Origin of the sequence: Pelagirhabdus alkalitolerans, from assembly GCF_900096905.1 — a bacterium.
In the GTDB taxonomy this organism is placed as follows: domain Bacteria; phylum Bacillota; class Bacilli; order Bacillales; family Amphibacillaceae; genus Pelagirhabdus; species Pelagirhabdus alkalitolerans.
In genome coordinates this window covers 1-19,680 of the sequence record NZ_FMYI01000016.1, presented here as the reverse complement: position 1 = coordinate 19,680, position 19,680 = coordinate 1, and the positions used below count along the sequence as shown (strand labels likewise).

Genomic DNA, 19,680 nt, shown 5'->3' with positions numbered 1-19,680 from the left:
TTTATTGTATCATCAATATAAAGATGTGAAGATCCGAATTGCATAAAAAAATAAGGAGTGAGCGTTAGCTCACCCCAACATTTGACTTAGAACCTTTTTTGTTTAATTAGAATACAAGTTGTTTACTAGTCAGTACATGATACGTATAGTATAATGTAGGTTGATAAAAAATGAAGAGAGTGAATAGTTTGCAACGTGTAACGAATTGTTTAATTATAGATGGTAATTATGTTTTATTATTAAAAAAACCACGATACGGCTGGTATGCGATGCCAGGAGGGAAGATGGAATATTCTGAATCGGTAAAAGAAGCTGTCATTCGAGAAGTTTATGAAGAAACAGGTTTACAGATAAAATCTCCTGAACTGTGTAGTGTGGCAACGATGACTAAGGAATCTGCTTCACACCCGAAAGATGAATGGATGATGTTTACTTTTAAAACGAAACATTTTTCAGGTCAAATGATTGAAAAATCTCCAGAAGGCATTTTGGAGTGGATACATATCGATCAATTATCAACCATTCCAACAGCCCCAAGTGATCGTTTTATTCACGATTACGTATTCAAAAAAGAACAACCACTATATGCAAGTTTTGATCTAGACTCAAAAGATCAGTTGATTGATTATCGATTAGGATGAGTTAGCTTTTAGGGGAAAGGACGGATCGTGATGACGACAGAAACAGAAACGCGCTTAGTTATTATAACGGGAATGTCAGGAGCAGGCAAAACGGTGGCTGTTCAAAGTTTTGAAGATTTGGGTTACTATTGCGTGGACAACTTGCCTCCAGCTTTATTGCCTAAGTTTTTAGAGTTAATGAAAGATGCCAACAATTCCATTCAAAAAGTGGCACTTGTTATGGATTTAAGAGGACGTGAATTTTTTGATTCATTATTCCAAGCACTCGATCAGTTAACAGAAAATGATTGGGTGAATGAACATATTTTATTTTTAGATGCACAAGATAAAAAATTAGTATCACGATATAAAGAAACAAGACGTCAACACCCGCTTGCTCCACTGGGATTACCACTTGAGGGAATCGAGCAGGAACGTCAAATGCTGAGTGAGTTGAGAGGGAGAGCGCAACACTTTATTGATACAACAAATTTAAAACCTAAAGAATTACGTGACAAAATTATAGGGAAGTATGGAGAAGAAGAACAAAAAATATTCTCTGTCCATACGCTATCGTTTGGTTTTAAGTACGGGATGCCGATTGATGCCGACCTAGTTTTTGATGTGCGTTTTTTACCTAATCCCCATTATGTTGATCATTTACAACCCCTAACAGGAAAAACAAAAGAAGTATCTGATTATGTATTCAAATGGACGGAAACACAAAAATTTCTTGAAAAATTAATGGACTTACTCACCTTTATGATTCCTCAGTATAAAAAAGAAGGAAAAGCGCAACTGGTAATCGCGATTGGCTGTACAGGCGGACAGCATCGCTCTGTTGCCTTAAGTGAGTATATTGCTGACTATTATAAAACGCAATACAACACACATGTTGCCCACCGAGACATTGACAAAAGAAAGGGACATTAATGTATGGAATCTTTAGACGAAAAAAAAGTCACTGTTCTAGGCGGTGGAACAGGTATGCCTGTTTTATTGCGTGGACTTAAACAATATCCGATTGATTTGTCTGCTATCGTCACGGTCGCCGATGATGGTGGAAGTTCAGGTAGACTTCGAACTGAAATGTCAATGCCAGCTCCTGGTGATATCCGAAATGTGATTGCTGCTTTAGCAGAGGTAGAACCGATGATGGAGCAATTATTTCAGCACCGGTTTACCAATGGTAATGGCCTCTCAGGACATTCGATGGGGAATTTAATTCTCGCAGCCATGACGTCTGTGACGGGTGATTTTTATAATGGTATTAAAGAAATCGGTAAAATATTTAATGTGAAAGGTAATATTTATCCGGTCGCAAATCAAAATTTATTTTTGCATGCTGAGATGGCAGACGGCGAAATTATTGTTGGTGAATCGAATATTCCACTAGCTGATAAGCCGATCAAACGTGTTTTTGTTGAACCTGAAGTTGTTGAACCACTCCCTGATGCCATGAAGGCTGTGCGTGAATCGGATCTTGTTGTGATTTCGCCAGGAAGTTTATATACGTCAACTTTACCTAACTTAGTGGTACCTGAAATTGCAGATGCACTTCGAGAAGTGAAGGGGAAAGTGGTTTATGTATGCAATGTTATGACACAAGCAGGTGAAACGAAAAATTATACGGCATCCGATCATGCTCAAGCAATTATTGATCATGTAGGCGAAGGGTGTATTGATAAAATATTAGTTCATAACAAAGAGATAACCGAAGAAATGCGCGAAAAGTATGCCGAAGAAAATGCCGATCCAGTCGAATATGATCGAGAACGTCTTGAACAATTAGGCATGACGATTATTGAGGCAGACATTATTGACGAACGCCAAACGCGCCTTCGTCATGATACAAGTAAAGTAAGTGACTTACTTTGTTCATTAGTCGATGTGACAAAAGAGGACTAAGAAGGATGTGATAAAGATGTCTTTTGCTTCTGAGATCAAAAAGGAAATGACACAAATAAAGAATAATCCATGTTGTGATGAAGCAGAACTATCGGCTTTAATTCGGATGAATGGTGCTATTTCTTTATCAAAGATGACATATATACTAGATGTTCAGACTGAAAATGCAGCGATTGCTAGGCGTATTTATACGCTGATTAAGTTTTTATATGATCCAGCTATTAAATTATTAGTTCGAAAAAAGATGAAGTTAAAGAAAAATAATGTCTATATTGTGCGTATTGAAGAAGGTGTTAAAAAAATATTAGAAGAATTAGATATATTAAGCGAGCCATTTTCATTTGTTCGTACGATATCAAGTCATTATTTAAAAAATGATTGTTGTAAACGGGCTTATTTAAGAGGTGCCTTTTTAGCTGGTGGATCGATTAATAACCCGGAAACATCATCTTATCATTTAGAAATTGCGAATGCTTATCAAGAGCACAACGAATCACTGTGTAATTTGATGAATGAATTTAATTTACACGCTCGTATTTTAGAAAGACGTAATGGCTATATTTCATATATAAAAGAAGCGGAAAAAATTACAGAGTTTTTGAATTATACGGGTGCACATCAAGCGCTATTGAAATTTGAGGATGTGCGTATTATGCGAGATATGAGAAATTCTGTAAATCGATTAGTCAATTGCGAAACCGCTAATTTAAACAAAACAATTGGTGCAGCGTTCAGACAGGTTGAAAATATTAAGTTTATTGAAAAAACAGTTGGGATCGAAGAACTTCCTGATAAACTTCAAGAAATTGCCAGACTAAGGGTGCAACATCAAGATGTTTCCTTAAAAGAGCTTGGAGAATTGGTTAGTGGTGCGAAAATCAGTAAATCTGGGATTAATCATCGTTTGAAAAAAATTGATCAATTCGCTGACCAAATTAGACAAAACCCTGAGTTGATTGAGACAACATTAAAAGAATCGTAAAATAAAGGTTTCCACTATGGGTATAGAAGGGTATATGAAAACATACACTTTTATAGTTTGAGTCTTTAATTGAAGGGAGTTTTTCAGTCATGGTGGAAAAATCAGTTGTTGTCAACGTTGAACCTGGTTTACAATCAGGACCTGCTTCAGAATTCGTTCAAACTGCCAATCAATATGCAGCCGAAGTTTTCTTGGAAAAAGGAAACCGTCGCATTAATGCGAAAAGCATTATGGGACTGCTTAGTTTAGCAGTGGCAAAAGGTGATGAAGTGACACTTTTAAGTGACGGTGGAGATGCAGAAGAAGCAGTCGACGCACTGACCGAATTTTTATCTAAAGAAGAATAAAAGAAATCATCATTGAGATTATACAACCTAAGATAAAGATGGAATAAAAAAGTAACACCTAAAAACTAGGTGTTACTTTTTTTCGAAAGTTGAGAAATAAAAACGATGTTCTAATCTTTGAAACTTTTGAAAAAAGGATTGAGTAAAGGTTCGAAATCATATAAAATAATCTTTGTTGGCATATGTTGGAACTAAAAAAGAGTGAGAGGAAGTGAATGTGTATGACACTTAAAATAGATCAAGTAACGAAGCGATTTGGTCAATTTACAGCTGTTGATGAGTTGAGTATAGAGATACCAGAAAAGCAAATTTTTGGGTTTTTAGGCTCGAATGGCGCTGGGAAAACAACGACGTTTCGAATGATTCTAGGTTTGATCGATGCAACGGAAGGTAACATTAATTGGCACGGTGAACCGATTGATTACAGTAGAACGGATCAAATTGGTTATTTACCAGAGGAAAGGGGCTTATATCCGAAATTAAAAGTAAAAGATCAGATCATTTATTTAGGCCGCTTACGTGGTATGGATAAATCATCGATTCTTTCAGCTTTAAACCAATGGTTAGAACGTTTTAATATTACAGAATACTTAGATAAGAAAGTAGAAGAATTATCGAAAGGGAATCAACAAAAGATCCAATTTATTTCCGCAGTGATTCACGAACCTAAACTTTTAATTTTAGACGAACCTTTTTCAGGACTCGATCCCGTTAATGTCGAACTGTTAAAAAAAGCGGTGATCCAATTAAAAGAGCAAGGAACAACAATCGTGTTTTCATCCCATCAAATGGGAACGGTAGAAGAGCTGTGTGAGTACCTATGTATCATGCAGAAAGGTAAACCAATTGTACACGGGTCTTTAAAAGAAGTTAAGCGTTCATTTGGAAAGAAAAATTTAATCATTCATGCAGAATTTGATCTGAAGTTTCTAGAAAATGAATCGGGCGTCCTAGGTTACCGTGAGATTCCCGAAGGTTGTGTATTGCAAGTTGAGAGCGAGGATGTCTCACAAACATTGTTGAATGTGATACAAGGTAAAGGATTTGTTCGAAAATTTGCTTTAGAAGAGCCATCACTTAATGATATTTTCATTGAGAAAGTAGGTGAGTCATATGCGTAAATTTTGGGTTGTATTGTCGCAATCGTACATGACGCGTTTGAAATCGAAATCATTTTTAATTACAACGGCTCTATTTATGGGTTTTATATTGTTGGCTGGTCAACTAGATGTCATTTTTTCTTGGTTTGAAGGCGATGATGAAACGCAAGTTGTAGCTGTTCAAGATGAAACAGACCAAACGTTTGATGAACTTGAGCTATTTATTGAAGAAAGTGGTGCACCATTTGAACTTGAAGCCTTTGATGAAGGTTTAGAAGAAGGTCAATCGGCTGTTTTAGATGAAGAATACGAAGGTTTTTTAATGATCAGACCTGATGATGAAAGTTATTTTGTTGCTAATTATTATACAGATCAATTAATTAATCAATCCGTTCAAGACCAGCTTATGAATGCACTTCAGCAAGTGAGAACATTGTGGGCAACGGAAGCGGCAGGAATCGATCAAGAAATTCTTGAAGAAATATATGAACCTGTGATGTTTGAAACTGTTCCGATTGAATCTGATGATGGTACGACTGCTAGATCTCAGGAAGAACTTAGTGTAGCAAGAGGTCTTGTCTATGTGATGTTATTTGTGCTTTACTTTGCTGTTATTACATACGGCAATATGATTGCGATGGATATTGCAAACGAAAAATCGTCTCGTGTGATGGAAATTTTAATTTCAAGTTCATCACCTGTTGGTCAAATGTTCGCTAAAATTATCGGGATTGGTTTACTCGGTTTAACACAAATTGGTTTATTTATCCTTGTAGGTTTTTACACGATTGAATCCCAACAAGATGAATTAGTCGGTGGATTCTTTGAAGTCTTCGGTTTCCAAGATGTGCCGGTTTCAACTTATGTGTATGCGGTTGTCTTTTTCTTACTCGGTTACTTTTTATATGCAACGCTCTCAGCGATGCTAGGTTCATTGGTGAGTCGAATGGAAGAAGTCAATCAGCTAATGATGCCGGTCATTTTATTAATTGTTGCGGCATTTATGTTATCAATGTTCGGGATCAATTTACCAGAATCATCTGTCATTACGATCACATCGTTCATTCCATTTTTCTCACCACTTGTGATGTTTTTAAGAGTAGGGCTCTTAGAAGTCCCTATTTGGGAAATCGGTCTAAGTATTGGGATTCTCATCTTAAGTATTGGCATCTTAGCCGTAATTGGAGCGAGAGTTTATCGTGGTGGTGTCTTAATGTATGGAAAAGGAACGTCGTTGAAAGACTTTAAACGAGCACTTACGATGAGTAAAAAAGATTAAAACGTTCGATAAAGTAAACAAGTTCATCTCAACTAGAGGTGAGCTTGTTTTTGTTGGATGGATTTAAGTCATGGTGATTGTTAGATATGTCTAACAATCAATTATTAGCGAACGTGCATTCGTTACCTATGTTTGATAAAATAAGATTATTAAATGATTTAGAGGTGTTCTATGAAATCATCACTTAAATTTATTCATGCAGCTGACTTACATTTAGACAGTCCTTTTAAAGGTTTATCTAATTTGCCAAATGATTTATATCAAACACTTAAACAATCAACATTTAATGCTTTGGATCATTTAATTGATTTGGCAATTAAAGAAGATGTTGATTTTGTACTCATGGTCGGTGACATTTTTGATGAAACCATTCAAAGTGTTTATGCTCAAATGCAATTCAAACAGGCATGCCAGAGGCTCGATTCAGCCGGTATAAATGTATATCTATCATATGGGAATCATGACTATACACAAGTGGAGCAATCACAATTTCAGTTGCCTGAAAATGTACATGTTTTTAATAAAGAGTCCGTTGAGTCAGTTGATCATTATAAAGATCATGACATTCTAGCAACGATTCATGGCTTTAGCTACATAAACCAAGCAGTTTGGGAGAACAAAACAGATGAATATATACCTACATCAAGTGGTGGATATCAAATTGGGATGTTGCATGGGAGTGCCAAGCAATCAGAAGACCACGATCATTATGCGCCATTTTCAAAAGAAGAATTGATCAATAAAGGGTTTGATTATTGGGCACTTGGTCATATTCACAAGCGAATGGAACTCCATGATAATCCACATATCGTTTATCCTGGCAACATTCAAGGTCGTTCTCGAAAAGAATCAGGTTCAAAAGGTTGTTATTTAGTTGAGCAAATGGATCATGATTTTACGTTATCCTTTCACAAATTAAACACCGTTCGCTTTCAAACAATTGAAATCAATTCAAAAGGTTGTGAAAGACTCGATGATCTTTATCAATTAATTGAGCAAGAAATTAATGTTCTAGAAGGTGAGTCAACGATCATCACTTTATATTTAGAAAATACACCTGAAATCGTTAGAGATGCTTACTACGAAGGCGCACTTTCGGACTTAATAGCTGTGTTAAATGATACTTTTGCAAATCAAACGAACTGGCGTTGGATTGAAAAAATAATGATTGAACATTCGAATGTATTAAGTGAAGCGGTTAGTGATCCATTCATACAACAGTTGAAACAAGCCATGCAAGATATCGATTGGGAACAAGAAGCTAAACCATTGTGGCGCCATCCACAAGCAAGAAAATATTTAGATGCAATGGATGATAAAGAGAAAGAATCAATCCAAAAAGAAGCAGAGTCACTGGCACTATTTCATTTGTTAGGAGGGGAACATGATGAGAATTAGTGCGCTTTATATAGATCGTTTTGGTAAATGGAATGATTATTCGCTCGATTTTAATAACGCTTCAATCGTATATATTTCGGGAGATAATGAAGGGGGTAAATCGACGATACGTCAATTTATCACCTTTGTACTGTTTGGTTTGTCTAAAAAAGAGACGTACCCATTTATACCGGAAAATGGGGGCACTGTTGGTGGACGATTGAGGATAGTGGATGATCAGGGTGCACTTTACACTGTCGAACGTTATTCATCTCCGAATCCATCTAACCCTACTATAATGGATGAATATAACCAAAAAGTTGCCCCAGAATGGTTGCATGCTCAACTTAACCATATAGACGTCAGTTTGTTTCATCGTGTGTTTAACTTTGATGCATTATCCATTCAAGCATATCAACATCTCACTCAAGATGAATTAGGGGAAATGCTTTTAAGTGTTGGAATGACAGGATCTGATCGTATTTATCAAGCCGAAAAAAAGTTGAGATCATTTCTACAAGATCAATTTAAACCCTCAGGCAGAAAACCACGTCTGAATCAAATGATGGAAGAGTTAAAAACAAAATCATCTCAATTGAATCAATCAAAATATGAATTAGAGAACTATTATGAACTGAATGATTCACTTCGCAACTTGAAGATGTCATTGTCGTCTAAACAAGAGAAAAGTGAACAAACCTTAAAACGATTAAACGACTTAAAAGAAATGCATCGTCTTTATCCTGAGATCGAAAAGTATCTGGTAACACAGGATCAATTATCTAAGTATAAAGTTGACGAAGAAATCCCTGTTGATTTAAAAGATCGACTAATCGAACTCGAAGAACATACGGATCCCATTTATGAACATATAACAGTTTTGTCAGATCGAATAAAAAGGCAACAACGCGAGTTAGATGTACTTAATCAAAAGTTAATAAACGAGAAACAGTACCGGAAATTGACAGGTATTCATGAGATGATGAAAAAAAATCAGCAGTACACTCAAGAGATATACCAGCTGGATCAGAAGATAAACCATGTACAGCAAGAGATAGAAACAAAACGATTGAATATGAGTATAAACGATTCATATGATGAGATCGAGAGTCTTTCATTAAATCACACGATTAAAGAAGATTGGGATACGTTGCAAAACCACTTCACACCTATTCAGCAAGAGATCGATCAATTGGGCAAAAGACGAGCCAATTTAATTGATGAAGAGAAGGAGTTATTATCTAAGCGAGAGCAATTAGAACCGGCTATTTTGTCAGACCGGAAAAAGGATCATTATCAACAGGAATTATCGCATTTGGATCAACTTTTATATACTCGTGATTCCCTTGAAAAAAGTGAATCTCATTTTCTTTTAAAGAAAGGTTACATCCCATTTGCTATGTCGGGTGTCGGTATCATCATGATTATATTATCCGCAACCGGAACCGGTGGTTGGTATCTTAATGGGTTCGGTCTTTTTGCAATTGTTATAGGACAAATTTTCATCTATGTTTCTAACTTAAAAAAAGACGCAAACGCTGATATTAATCATCATTTATCAGATCAGACCGAGTATGATCGAATCAATCGAAAAGAAAGTATTTTAGAGGCATTAACGAATCATGATCAAATGCGTGATCAATACATGTTACTTGAGCAAAGTTTAAAGCGAAATCAAGATGAACAGTTACGTGTTCTTGATCAGTTAGATCGACTTGAAGCACAAAGAGATCGTTTCCAAAAACAAATTGAAGCATACCAGCAACAGTTCCCTTTCTTATTGACGGTTGACCCCACATACTGGGGGAGGATGTATGAAGACTTAAAAGAATTAATACAGCAAGTTAGAGAATATAAAAAGCAGCTAATTAAAAAAGATTCACTTGAAATAGAAATTAATGAGTTTCAATCAGAGATTAAAGATGTGTTTGCTTCTCATATAAAGAATTCACATGATTCTTTTTCAAACCAATTAATGGAGTTGTCGACACTTTATACCGAACAAATGCATTTGAGAAATCAAATCGATAGTATAAAACGGGGCATTTCTGAAGATAGTGAAGAGTGGAACGAATGGCAAAGCAAACTACGTCCTTATCATGAGGAAATCGCTTCTTTATATCATCGTGTAAGTGTTAAAAATCGGGATCAATTTATAAATCAAATGAATGAAGTGATCGCCTATCGTGATTTGAAAGGAGCGTTAACACAAGCACAACAGACAATAGAGTATTACCTTTCGGAGGCTGAGCAAGCGAAGATTAAAAATGGACAATTCATGTCTTTAACGGAACTTGAACAAAAGATTAACGAATGGACACACTGCTATCAAAATATCCAAGATGACATATATCAGATTAAAGATCAGTTATTTGATGAGCAATCGAAACTTAAACAACTGGAACAATCAAAAGCGACGATTGATGATAAACATGATTTCTATTATTTAAAAAGTCAATTTAAAGAAAAAGCTAAAGAGTGGTTAACGTATCAAATTGCGTTAAATAAAATTGAAGAAACGAAGCTGCATTTTCAGACGCATTACCTACCAGACGTATTGGAAGAAGCAAGTGTGTATTTTCAACAATTAACTCAAGAACGATATGACACGGTATATTTTGATACAGCCAATCAACAGTTAGCTGTTACTCGATTTGATGGCTTGAGTTATGAGCTGATGAAACTTTCTCAAGGCACAAAAGATCAATTATACACCGCACTCAGGTTATCGATTAGCAGATGGCTAAGTAAACATGTTCAATTACCGTTTATAATGGATGATAGTTTTGTTCATTATGATAATAGTCGTCTTTCTGAGTTGAAAAAAATTTTAAAAGACTTTGCAAAAGACCATCAGCTCATTATCTTTACAAAAAAAGATGCGTTTTTTATAAATCAGGGATTGACGACAGAGGAAAAATATATGACATTATAATAGAATTATAATTGTTATTCACTCACTTATTCTTATTTATTCAAGAAGGCGGAGGTTTTGTAAGTGACAAATCGGTCGGAATCAGATAATTGGAAGAAGAAAGAAGAAACGGTTGATCAGTTTATTCAGGTGATCGCTAAAAATATGAGTTTATACGGTATTACGCCCTCAGTAGGACGGTTATATGGAACTTTGTATTTTAATGAAGATGCGATGACCCTTGATGAGATGCGAGATGCTCTTGAAATGAGTAAGACAAGTATGTCAACAGGTGTCCGCTCTTTGGCGGATATGAAAATGGTTGAGCCTTCTTTTAGAAAAGGGGTTAGAAAAGATTTATATAAATCTGAAGAGGATTGGTATAAATCATTCACGTCATTATTTGGTAATAGATGGCGTCAGCATACAGAAACAAATATTGAAGAAGCTGATGAAACGATCGAAAAGCTAACACGAGTAAAGGAGCAGACAGAAGACCCCGTACTTCAGGAAAAAATTGATCAAGATATTGATAAACTACGCTATGCTCAAAATTATTATCGATGGTTGATGCGATTCATTCAAGTAGTAGAATCCGGTGAGATATTTGACTATATACCAAAAGAAGAAGGCACAGAATCGTCATAAATTGTATAGATAACCCGCCTATTTTACATAATTATGTAAAATAGGCGGGTTTTTATATTAAGAAGTTACATTGTCATACCGACTGTCTAAGTAATCAACAATATGAATTAAGTAGCTATTGATTGTTTGAGGCTTTTTAACAGCTGATCCCCACTCAGGTAGCCCGTGGTGTGCAAGAATCATGTGACTAATTTCATGAATTGAACCAAGAGAAAGTTCAATCTCTTCTTTTTCTAATAGTTTTGTAAAGAGTAGGACACCATATGGAATATGGCCGATCATCACACCGTATGGATCCATCTGTATACCACCTTGTTTAGATGAATGATCAGAAGACGCTGTTGGATAAAGAAAACGAAAGGCATCATATGATTTTCCTGCATGGTCATATTCCAACATTTTACCAAGATCATGAAAGAGGATGGCTGTTATAAGTTGATCAAAGTCAGGTTTAGATGGCTCTAATTTCATGACTTCTTTGGTCATCCGGTATAAATGATCAATGGTATCTGAGAATACAGATTGATTAAGTTTTCCTACATCCGTTTGAAAATGACTATATAGCTCTTTCTTATGATATTTTTCAACGGTATGGATCAACGTCAGTAGTGCTTCGACATGTCCTTTTTCAAAATGTGTAATGAAATGAGCTATTCTCATTAAGCCGACAGTATGCTTTAAAAGTCCACCAAGATAATTATGATGAAAGCCTTTTGCCGCTGGAACAATCCTAAAATCATGCCAGAAACGTCTCATCGTCTGATAACAAATGGATTTATAAGGTTCATTTAACGTATCAAAGTAATGAAATAACTCAATTGTTAAAGATTCAGAGTCATCATTCATTGAAGGCAAAAGCGTAAAAGGATCTTGATCATTTGTTAGAGGGGTGAGTCGATTAACGGTAAGAGATTTAAAACCATTAAACTCATCCACTACCCCTTCGACTGTAAATAGGGCATGTTTTTCTAATAATGGTGTGTTTTTTTCAACAGCTCCTTGATTATCCCACATCTTTGCTTGAACCATTCCGCTAACATGGCTAAAAGATAAACGAAGAAACTGTTTATTTGTTTTAGTCTGTTTTACTTCATAATCATTTAGTAAAAGATCTTTTTGAATTTTAGCGCCTGGCTCTAGCTCGTCTATTGAAAAAAGATCTGTATCGTCCGTTTTTTGAGTAGGTTTAAATTCAGATAAAATCGTTGATACAAATTGATCATCAATGTCACGATCAATTTTAATTTGGTCAAAGAAATGACTTGATTGAAGTTTCACAGTTTTCCTCCTTAAAATGTCATAGTGAAGACTTATTGAAATGAAAAAGACGAATGATTGATTTCTGCTTCATCATTCGTCTTTTAGATTTATGTCAATTCAACTTAATTTTATTAAGGCAGCATGTCCATCTCATCAGGCATAGGTGCTGCTTCGAAAATAGATTCGAATTCCTCGATTTTAACGTCAACATTAGCTTCATCTAACAATTGTTGTCTTTTTTCGATTGTCGTTTGTTCATCAATCTGATCGAGGGCTAATTCACGGCGGATACGTGGGCGAACTTCATCTAGAGGTTCCATGTCCGCTTCTCGAGAATCCGTCACTTGAATAATGTGCCAACCAAATTCTGACTGTACAGGGGCTGAAATTTCATCAATTTCTAAGTTAAAGGCTGCTTCTTCAAAAGGTTCAACCATATCACCTTCAGTAAAGTAACCGAGTGATCCACCCTCAGCAGCAGAACCAGGATCAGTTGAATGTTCTTCAGCTAATGTAGCAAAATCAGCATCGTTCATTAATTGCTCATGTAAATCATCTGCTAACTCTTCATCTTCAACTAAAATATGTCTAGCTTCAAGCTCTCTGCTTACTGATTCATAGTATGCTTCAATTTCTTCATCTGTAATTTCAATTTCTTCAATCATTGCTTCAACTTCTAATAAATTTAATCTTAAATCATCTCGATAATCATCTTCATCCTGATAACCGTACTGTTGTAAGAACATATCAAATTGTTCACCGAATTGGGCTTTTAATTCATCAATTTGATGATCAACTTCTGATTCTTCAATTTCATATCGATCTTCTAAAACCTTAGAATACACCATTGTGTACAAAACATCAGAACCTGATGTGCTTTTTAACTCTTCATAAAATTCTTCTTGCGTTATGTCACCTTGTTCGGTCTCAACTACGACTTCTGGATCTCCATTACTGCATGCTGTTAAACCAACTAAACCAACAGCAATGGTTGCAAATGTGGCTAATTTCTTCATTAATAACACTCCTATTTGTTCAGACAATTGTCTATAAATTTATCACAATTAATAATATACCATAGATCGTGTATAAATAAATCGCTTACTTGAAAATTCCTAGCATTTTACACATAGAGTTTTTTCTTTGTTCAATTCGCCCACGCTTTTTATTGAGAAACCCATATAGTAAGGTGACAGCAAATAAAGGAGGTGCATCTTTATGTGTCAACAGAAATATTATGGAAGCTTTAGTTTGATCGTTGTGTTATTTATTTTATTAATCATTGTCGGTGCTGCTTGGGTTTAATAAAACGATGGGAAGAGCTTATGCTTTTCCCATCGTTTTGATTGAATCATTATTTATATAGATTTTAGTTATACATTAGACGACTCAATTGAATCTAAATCATCTTTGATCGTTTTAAATGTTTTTTCGATTAATAAGTGAAATTGGATCATCTTATCAATTTTTGCTTCAATTAATTCTCCTTGAGGACGTTTTTCTGTTTGCTTTTCTACAGTTGTTAAATTATCACGTTGAAACTGGGTATGTGCAATCCACCGGTCTAAATAAGCATTCATAAACCGTTGGAAAATGTCTTCATCTGTTGTATAAAGATCTTTTCTAAACCCTTTTTGCCAAACTTGTTTTGTTAAATTCAGATCAGACAATGTTTTAATACTTGTATTAACAGACGTTTTACTTTTTCCGATTGCCTGAGCCATTTCGTCCATTGTCATCGGTTGATCGTTTAAATAAAGGACTGTGAATAGCCTAGCATCCGTTCTAGAAAGGTTAAACAGTTCAATTGTTTTTGAGAATTCATCAATTAACGTATCGGTAATAGTGGTGTTGTTAACCATTCTGTACACTCCTTTCACATCGTCATCACGCCTCTATGTTAACCTTACACAAGTCTTTCTAAAATTGGAAATGATTGATTCGGTTGAAAAAAAGAGCATAAACGAGTTATTTTAAGTATAAACTTATTTAGTTCGTACAGTTTAAACTGTACGAATTTTTTTGCGCAAAAATAGTCGAATTTATTGTTTGAATAATTGATGGCTGAAAGGGTATAGTTATAAAGTAGCTTTTTGCGGTCTTATTATGTTACATTATCAAATGGTCGAAAAATGTTTATTTAGATCCTACCGGGGTATAGATAAATGTTTAAACAATCATAATTATTAGAAATAAGAGAGGTGAACGAAATGCCAGTCATAGAAGTCAAAGGCTTATCAAAAGTTTTTGGTAAAAATGTAAAGCAATCATTAAAGCTTTTAGATGATGGTAAGAAAAAAGATGAAATTTTAAAACAAACAGGCGATACTGTCGGTGTAAACCGTGCATCCTTTGAAGTTGAGCAGGGTGAAGTATTCGTTATTATGGGACTTTCAGGTAGTGGTAAATCAACATTAATTCGTTTGATTAATCGTTTGATTGAACCAACAGAAGGAAGTGTCACAATCGATGGCGAAGATTTAGCGAAAATGAATCAAGATGATCTTCGTGAAGTTCGTCGTAAGAAATTAAGTATGGTATTCCAAAACTTCGGGTTATTTCCTTTCCGAACGATTTTACAAAATGCTGAATACGGCTTAGAAGTTCAAGGGATTGAAAAGTCTGAACGTGCTGAAAAAGCAAAGGAAGCACTCGACCTTGTTGGATTAGGCGATTACATTAATCAGTATCCTAGTCAATTATCAGGTGGTATGCAACAACGTGTTGGTTTAGCCCGTGCGTTAGCAAACGATCCTGAAGTGTTGTTAATGGATGAGGCTTTCTCAGCACTTGACCCATTAATTCGTAAAGATATGCAAGATGAATTATTAGATCTTCAACAAAAAATGAAGAAAACAATCATTTTCATTACGCACGATTTAGATGAAGCACTAAGAATCGGTGATCGAATTGCGTTAATGAAAGACGGTTCAATTGTTCAGATCGGTACAGCTGAAGATATTCTAATGAAACCAGCGAACGATTATGTTGAACGATTTGTTGAAGATGTTGACCGTTCTAAGGTCTTAACAGCTGAAAACATTATGGTTCGACCAGAAACTGTTAATATCGATAAGCATGGGCCAAGGGTAGCGCTTGAAAGAATGCGTGAAGAAGGTCTTTCTAGCATTTATGTTGTAGATGCTGATCGTAACTTGAAAGGTTACATCACAGCTGATGATGCGTCTGATGCACGTAAGAAAGAAATTCGTGATCTGAAAGAAATTATCAAAACTGACGTCCCAACTGTAGGGCGAGACAAGCCTATGCAGGAACTGTTTGAAATGATTCATGATTCACCCGTTCCAATTGCAGTTGTTGACAATGAAAAATTAGTAGGTATTATCATCAGAGGTACTGTTCTAGCAGCCTTAGCTGGTGAAAGCGAGGTGCATGTCAATGTTTGATTTTATTCCAGAAATTCCATTAGCAAGTTGGGTGGATTGGATTGTTGATTGGATTACGAGTACATTCTCATTTATTTTCAACCCGATCCGTAACCAATTTGGTGACTTTATGTCGTGGTCAGCTAGTCAATTAGCTAGTGTTCCACCCATTATCATCATTATTATTGTAGCGGTGGCAGCATTTTTCTTAACCAATCGTAAATTTGGACTAGCAACATTTTCAATTGTTGGTTTGCTTGTAATTTATAACCAAGGTCTTTGGGAAGAACTCATGTTTACATTTACACTTGTTTTAATTGCTAGTGTTTTATCTGTTATTGTTGGGGTACCGATTGGTATTCTAATGTCAAAAAGTAAACTTGCAGAAACGATTCTCTTGCCAGTACTTGACTTTATGCAGACGATGCCAGCCTTTGTTTACTTAATTCCGGCTGTTGCATTCTTTAGTATTGGTATGGTACCGGGTGTATTCGCATCACTTATTTTCGCAACACCACCAACGGTACGTTTTACAAACTTAGGTATTCGTCAAGTGCCAAAAGAGCTTGTGGAAGCATCAGAAGCATTCGGTTCAACGGGTACACAACGATTATTTAAATTAGAACTGCCTATGGCAAAAGGAACCATTATGGCTGGTATTAACCAGACAGTTATGTTATCCTTGTCAATGGTTGTAATTGCATCGATGATCGGTGCACCAGGTTTAGGACGTCCTGTACTATCAGCATTACAACGTGCACAAGCAGGACCAGGTTTCGTTGCGGGTATCTCAATCGTTATTTTAGCGATCATTATGGACCGCTTCACTCAAAACCTTAACAAAAGCAAGTAATAATTAGTGTTGGACACATTTCTTTTTAGGAATGTTGACCATAAATAAAAAAACGAAAAAGGGGAGACTTATTTAATGTTTAAATTAACATGGAAGCACTTAGGCTTAATGCTAGTTCTTTCATTAACACTTGTTCTTGCAGCATGTGGCGATGAAGCAGCTGACGATGAAGCAGCTGAGAACGGACTAGACTTAGGAGACGATAGTTTAGAACTTGTATATGTTGAGTGGGATTCAGAAATCGCATCAACTAACGTTATTGCACAAGTTTTAGAAGAAGCAGGATATGATGTAGATGCTACACCAATCGATAACGCGATTATGTGGGAAGCAGTAGCAAGTGGAGATGCTGACGGTATGGTAGCAGCTTGGTTACCAGGAACTCACGGTGATCTTTATGATGAGTATTCAGCTGATTTAGTTGAACTTGGTGAGAACTTAGAAGGCGCTAAAATCGGTGCTGTTGTTCCAGAATATATGGAAGATGTTAACTCTATTGAAGATTTAGCAGACTATACTGATGAGTTTAACGGCACGATTACTGGTATTGAGCCAGGTGCTGGTGTTGTACAAGCAGCTGAACAAGCTGTAGAAGATTATGGTCTAGATGACTGGACTGTTGAAACATCATCAAGTGGTGCAATGGCAACAGCTCTAGGACAAGCATACGAAAACGAAGAGCCAATTGTTGTTACAGGTTGGACGCCTCACTGGAAATTCGCTGAATACGATCTTAAGTATTTAGATGATCCAGAAGGTTCATTCGGTGAAGCTGAAGTAATCGAAACAATGGTACGCGAAGGCTTAGAAGAAGATAGCCCAGCAGCATACCAAATCTTAGATGCTTTCTATTGGGAAGCAGAAGATATGGAAGAAGTTATGCTAGAAGTATCTGAAGGTGCTACACCTGAAGAAGCAGCAGCTAACTGGATTGAAGCTAACCGTGACACGGTTGACGGATGGTTAGAAGCAGCAGAATAATTAAATACCATTTGGTAAAGCTATCTTTAATATAAAGATAGCTTTACTATTATCAAAAATAGAAAGGAATGACAAAAAATGTCAGACAATAAAACGATGCGTTCACTTATTTATGTATCGCTTGTTATGCTGATCGGTATTTTAACCCTTTCAGCTTGTGGAACGGAAGATGCAGATGATGATCAAATAGGAGCTGCGGTTGATTATACGATTACTGGTATTGAACCAGGGGCAGGTACGATGGACTTAGCAGCTAATACTTTAGAGGAATACGATAATTTAGATGGTTACGAATTAGAAGAAGCATCAACAGCTGCGATGATCTCAGCTTTAAATAGTGCGATTGCAGATGAGGAACCTGTTATTGTAACAGGATGGACACCGCATTGGAAATTCGCGATGCATGATTTAAAGTTTTTAGAAGATCCTAAAGAAACGTTTGGTGGCTTAGAGGAAATCCATACGTTAACTCGACTTGAACTATCAGAAGATATGCCAGAAGCCTATACAATTTTAGATCGTTTTTACTGGGAACCAGAGGATATGGAGTATGTTATGCTTTTGACAGCAGAAGAAGATATGTCATTTGAAGAGGCAGCGAACGATTGGATTGCAGATAATGAATCAATGGTTGAAGAGTGGACTGACGGCGTTGATATGGTTGATGGTGATGCAATTGAACTTGTTGCCACACCTTGGGATACAGAACGTGCATCTGCTGCCGTTGTAGCAGAAGTACTAACACGTCAAGGTTATGATGTAGAAATAACACCAGTTGATCCATCAGTTATGTTCCAGGCATTAGCAACAGGAGATGCAGATGCATCTGCAGCTGCTTGGTTACCTGCTACACACGAAGCATTTTTAACACAACATGAAGGTGAGATTGATGAATTAGGTGCAAACTTAGAAGGAGCACGAATTGGATTTGTTGTTCCTGAGTATGTAGATATTGACTCAATTGAAGATCTAGAACCCGTTGAATAGTCACTAGTTATTTAGCTAGAGGGGGAGAAACTAATGAAAACATTCAAAAATTTTTATTTTATGAGTATCTTAATATTAATCGCCTTAGTTGGTTTAGTTGGATGTGGCACAGATGATGATCAAGTTGAAGGTACTGGTGCAGCCATTGATTATACACTTACAGGAATTGAACCAGGTGCAGGTGCTATGGAATCGACTGAACAGGCGATCAATACGTATGATAATTTATCAGAATATGAGTTGGAAGAGTCATCAACTGCAGGTATGCTGACTGAATTAGGTAATGCAATTGATGCTGAAGAGCCGATCGTTGTGGTTGGATGGACACCTCACTGGAAATTTGCTCGTTATGATCTGAAATATTTAGATGACCCAGAAGAAGCTTTTGGTGGTGTCGAGTATATCCACACGATTGTACGTGAGGGATTAGAAGAGGACATGCCCGAAGCCTTCACTGTTCTAGATCGATTTGAATGGGAAGTTGAAGATATGGAACAGTTAATGTTAATGAATTATGAAGATGAAATCGAATACGAGGAAGCAGCTAGTATTTGGATAGAAGAAAATCGTGATCAAGTTGATGAATGGCTTGAAGGTGTTGATCAAGTTGATGGTGAATCGTTCGAGCTTGCGTTAATGCCGTGGGATTCAGAGTTAGCCTCAGCAGCCGTCATGTCACATATTTTAACTGAGGTTGGTTATGATGTGACAGAAACGCCTGTTGATCCAGCTGTTGTGTTCCAGTCATTAGCAACAGGAGATGCCGATGGGTCTGTTGCACCATGGTTACCAATTACACAAGGTCACTTATATGATGAGCATGCAGATGATATTGTTGACCTCGGTCCAAACTTGGAAGGTGCTCGAATAGGGTTAGTTGTTCCTGAGTATATGGATATTGACTCAATTGAAGATCTAGAACCCGTTGAATAGTCATAAAACAGGTTGTACAATTAATGACGTTGGTGAGATAAAAAACTCACTAACGTCATTTTTCGTTTGAATATAGAAAACAAGTGAGTTTCCCTGTAGAATAAA

Annotated in this window: 19 protein-coding genes; 16 read left to right on the top strand and 3 right to left on the bottom strand. The window is 36.3% G+C overall.

Annotated elements, in window-relative coordinates:
* The first annotated feature begins 170 nt into the window (after positions 1-170).
* From BLR62_RS12210 to BLR62_RS12165, 10 genes are all read left to right on the top strand, one after another.
* Positions 171-641 carry an 8-oxo-dGTP diphosphatase gene (locus BLR62_RS12210; RefSeq protein ID WP_245719469.1) on the top strand — a complete coding sequence of 157 codons (471 nt, stop codon included), beginning with the start codon at positions 171-173 and terminating at the stop codon, positions 639-641.
* A gap of 30 nt (positions 642-671) precedes the next feature.
* Positions 672-1,553: an RNase adapter RapZ gene (gene rapZ, locus BLR62_RS12205; RefSeq protein WP_090797388.1), complete on the top strand. Its 882-nt coding sequence runs from the start codon at positions 672-674 to the stop codon at positions 1,551-1,553.
* Between the two features lie 3 nt (positions 1,554-1,556).
* A complete protein-coding gene (locus BLR62_RS12200) occupies positions 1,557-2,528 on the top strand; it encodes a gluconeogenesis factor YvcK family protein (protein WP_090797386.1) in 972 nt (323 codons plus the stop codon).
* A 16-nt stretch (positions 2,529-2,544) separates the two neighbouring features.
* Complete coding sequence (whiA, locus tag BLR62_RS12195; RefSeq protein ID WP_090797384.1) at positions 2,545-3,510, top strand: DNA-binding protein WhiA; 966 nt, start codon at positions 2,545-2,547, stop codon at positions 3,508-3,510.
* Between the two features lie 89 nt (positions 3,511-3,599).
* Positions 3,600-3,857 carry an HPr family phosphocarrier protein gene (locus tag BLR62_RS12190; RefSeq protein WP_090797381.1) on the top strand — a complete coding sequence of 86 codons (258 nt, stop codon included), beginning with the start codon at positions 3,600-3,602 and terminating at the stop codon, positions 3,855-3,857.
* A gap of 221 nt (positions 3,858-4,078) precedes the next feature.
* Positions 4,079-4,978 (top strand): ABC transporter ATP-binding protein, encoded by a 900-nt coding sequence (locus BLR62_RS12185; protein ID WP_090797379.1) that lies wholly within the window; start codon positions 4,079-4,081, stop codon positions 4,976-4,978.
* A complete protein-coding gene (locus BLR62_RS12180) occupies positions 4,971-6,236 on the top strand; it encodes an ABC transporter permease (RefSeq protein WP_090797376.1) in 1,266 nt (421 codons plus the stop codon). Before BLR62_RS12185 ends, BLR62_RS12180 begins: the two co-directional genes overlap by 8 nt.
* Positions 6,237-6,407: 171 nt before the next feature.
* A complete protein-coding gene (locus BLR62_RS12175) occupies positions 6,408-7,634 on the top strand; it encodes a metallophosphoesterase family protein (RefSeq protein WP_090797375.1) in 1,227 nt (408 codons plus the stop codon).
* The gene (locus BLR62_RS12170) at positions 7,621-10,548 is read left to right on the top strand and encodes an ATP-binding protein (RefSeq protein WP_090797372.1); all 2,928 of its coding nucleotides are present in this window, start codon (positions 7,621-7,623) and stop codon (positions 10,546-10,548) included. Before BLR62_RS12175 ends, BLR62_RS12170 begins: the two co-directional genes overlap by 14 nt.
* A gap of 63 nt (positions 10,549-10,611) precedes the next feature.
* Complete coding sequence (locus BLR62_RS12165) at positions 10,612-11,175, top strand: GbsR/MarR family transcriptional regulator (protein WP_090797369.1); 564 nt, start codon at positions 10,612-10,614, stop codon at positions 11,173-11,175.
* Positions 11,176-11,232: 57 nt separating this feature from the next.
* On the opposite strand, the gene BLR62_RS12160 is transcribed toward BLR62_RS12165, so the two are convergent.
* Both BLR62_RS12160 and BLR62_RS12155 read right to left on the bottom strand, forming a co-directional pair.
* Positions 11,233-12,453: an HD domain-containing protein gene (locus BLR62_RS12160; RefSeq protein ID WP_090797367.1), complete on the bottom strand. Its 1,221-nt coding sequence runs from the start codon at positions 12,451-12,453 to the stop codon at positions 11,233-11,235.
* Positions 12,454-12,566: 113 nt separating this feature from the next.
* Complete coding sequence (locus tag BLR62_RS12155) at positions 12,567-13,451, bottom strand: peptidylprolyl isomerase (protein ID WP_090797365.1); 885 nt, start codon at positions 13,449-13,451, stop codon at positions 12,567-12,569.
* Positions 13,452-13,653: 202 nt separating this feature from the next.
* Here BLR62_RS12155 and BLR62_RS12150 point away from each other — a divergent pair, with 202 nt between their 5' ends.
* Positions 13,654-13,740 (top strand): YjcZ family sporulation protein, encoded by an 87-nt coding sequence (locus BLR62_RS12150; RefSeq protein WP_090797363.1) that lies wholly within the window; start codon positions 13,654-13,656, stop codon positions 13,738-13,740.
* A 68-nt stretch (positions 13,741-13,808) separates the two neighbouring features.
* Here the strand turns inward: BLR62_RS12150 and BLR62_RS12145 are convergent, their stop codons facing one another.
* Positions 13,809-14,297 (bottom strand): GbsR/MarR family transcriptional regulator, encoded by a 489-nt coding sequence (locus BLR62_RS12145; RefSeq protein ID WP_090797361.1) that lies wholly within the window; start codon positions 14,295-14,297, stop codon positions 13,809-13,811.
* 348 nt (positions 14,298-14,645) lie between these two features.
* Here BLR62_RS12145 and BLR62_RS12140 point away from each other — a divergent pair, with 348 nt between their 5' ends.
* The 5 genes from BLR62_RS12140 (at position 14,646) to BLR62_RS12120 (ending at position 19,575) form a co-directional block, all read left to right on the top strand.
* Positions 14,646-15,842, top strand: a complete 1,197-nt coding sequence (locus tag BLR62_RS12140) for a quaternary amine ABC transporter ATP-binding protein (protein WP_090797358.1) — start codon at positions 14,646-14,648, stop codon at positions 15,840-15,842.
* Positions 15,835-16,674: an ABC transporter permease gene (locus tag BLR62_RS12135; protein ID WP_090797356.1), complete on the top strand. Its 840-nt coding sequence runs from the start codon at positions 15,835-15,837 to the stop codon at positions 16,672-16,674. The genes BLR62_RS12140 and BLR62_RS12135 overlap by 8 nt, the downstream gene beginning before the upstream one ends.
* Positions 16,675-16,749: 75 nt before the next feature.
* Complete coding sequence (locus BLR62_RS12130; RefSeq protein WP_090797354.1) at positions 16,750-17,655, top strand: glycine betaine ABC transporter substrate-binding protein; 906 nt, start codon at positions 16,750-16,752, stop codon at positions 17,653-17,655.
* 78 nt (positions 17,656-17,733) lie between these two features.
* A complete protein-coding gene (locus BLR62_RS12125; RefSeq protein WP_245719468.1) occupies positions 17,734-18,642 on the top strand; it encodes a glycine betaine ABC transporter substrate-binding protein in 909 nt (302 codons plus the stop codon).
* Between the two features lie 33 nt (positions 18,643-18,675).
* Positions 18,676-19,575, top strand: coding sequence for a glycine betaine ABC transporter substrate-binding protein (locus BLR62_RS12120; RefSeq protein ID WP_090797352.1), 900 nt, complete (start codon positions 18,676-18,678; stop codon positions 19,573-19,575).
* Positions 19,576-19,680 lie beyond the last annotated feature (105 nt).

What these genes read in the sequence shown, in the direction of transcription:
- BLR62_RS12130 (WP_090797354.1), top strand. Translation starts at nt 16,750, where the DNA reads ATGTTTAAATTAACATGGAAGCACTTAGGCTTAATGCTAGTTCTTTCA.
- BLR62_RS12140 (WP_090797358.1), top strand. Translation starts at nt 14,646, where the DNA reads ATGCCAGTCATAGAAGTCAAAGGCTTATCAAAAGTTTTTGGTAAAAAT.
- whiA (WP_090797384.1), top strand. Translation starts at nt 2,545, where the DNA reads ATGTCTTTTGCTTCTGAGATCAAAAAGGAAATGACACAAATAAAGAAT.
- BLR62_RS12180 (WP_090797376.1), top strand. Translation starts at nt 4,971, where the DNA reads ATGCGTAAATTTTGGGTTGTATTGTCGCAATCGTACATGACGCGTTTG.
- BLR62_RS12185 (WP_090797379.1), top strand. Translation starts at nt 4,079, where the DNA reads ATGACACTTAAAATAGATCAAGTAACGAAGCGATTTGGTCAATTTACA.
- BLR62_RS12170 (WP_090797372.1), top strand. Translation starts at nt 7,621, where the DNA reads ATGATGAGAATTAGTGCGCTTTATATAGATCGTTTTGGTAAATGGAAT.
- BLR62_RS12135 (WP_090797356.1), top strand. Translation starts at nt 15,835, where the DNA reads ATGTTTGATTTTATTCCAGAAATTCCATTAGCAAGTTGGGTGGATTGG.
- BLR62_RS12175 (WP_090797375.1), top strand. Translation starts at nt 6,408, where the DNA reads ATGAAATCATCACTTAAATTTATTCATGCAGCTGACTTACATTTAGAC.
- BLR62_RS12145 (WP_090797361.1), bottom strand. Translation starts at nt 14,297, where the DNA reads ATGGTTAACAACACCACTATTACCGATACGTTAATTGATGAATTCTCA.
- BLR62_RS12120 (WP_090797352.1), top strand. Translation starts at nt 18,676, where the DNA reads ATGAAAACATTCAAAAATTTTTATTTTATGAGTATCTTAATATTAATC.
- BLR62_RS12125 (WP_245719468.1), top strand. Translation starts at nt 17,734, where the DNA reads ATGTCAGACAATAAAACGATGCGTTCACTTATTTATGTATCGCTTGTT.
- BLR62_RS12200 (WP_090797386.1), top strand. Translation starts at nt 1,557, where the DNA reads ATGGAATCTTTAGACGAAAAAAAAGTCACTGTTCTAGGCGGTGGAACA.
- rapZ (WP_090797388.1), top strand. Translation starts at nt 672, where the DNA reads ATGACGACAGAAACAGAAACGCGCTTAGTTATTATAACGGGAATGTCA.
- BLR62_RS12210 (WP_245719469.1), top strand. Translation starts at nt 171, where the DNA reads ATGAAGAGAGTGAATAGTTTGCAACGTGTAACGAATTGTTTAATTATA.
- BLR62_RS12190 (WP_090797381.1), top strand. Translation starts at nt 3,600, where the DNA reads ATGGTGGAAAAATCAGTTGTTGTCAACGTTGAACCTGGTTTACAATCA.
- BLR62_RS12150 (WP_090797363.1), top strand. Translation starts at nt 13,654, where the DNA reads ATGTGTCAACAGAAATATTATGGAAGCTTTAGTTTGATCGTTGTGTTA.
- BLR62_RS12155 (WP_090797365.1), bottom strand. Translation starts at nt 13,451, where the DNA reads ATGAAGAAATTAGCCACATTTGCAACCATTGCTGTTGGTTTAGTTGGT.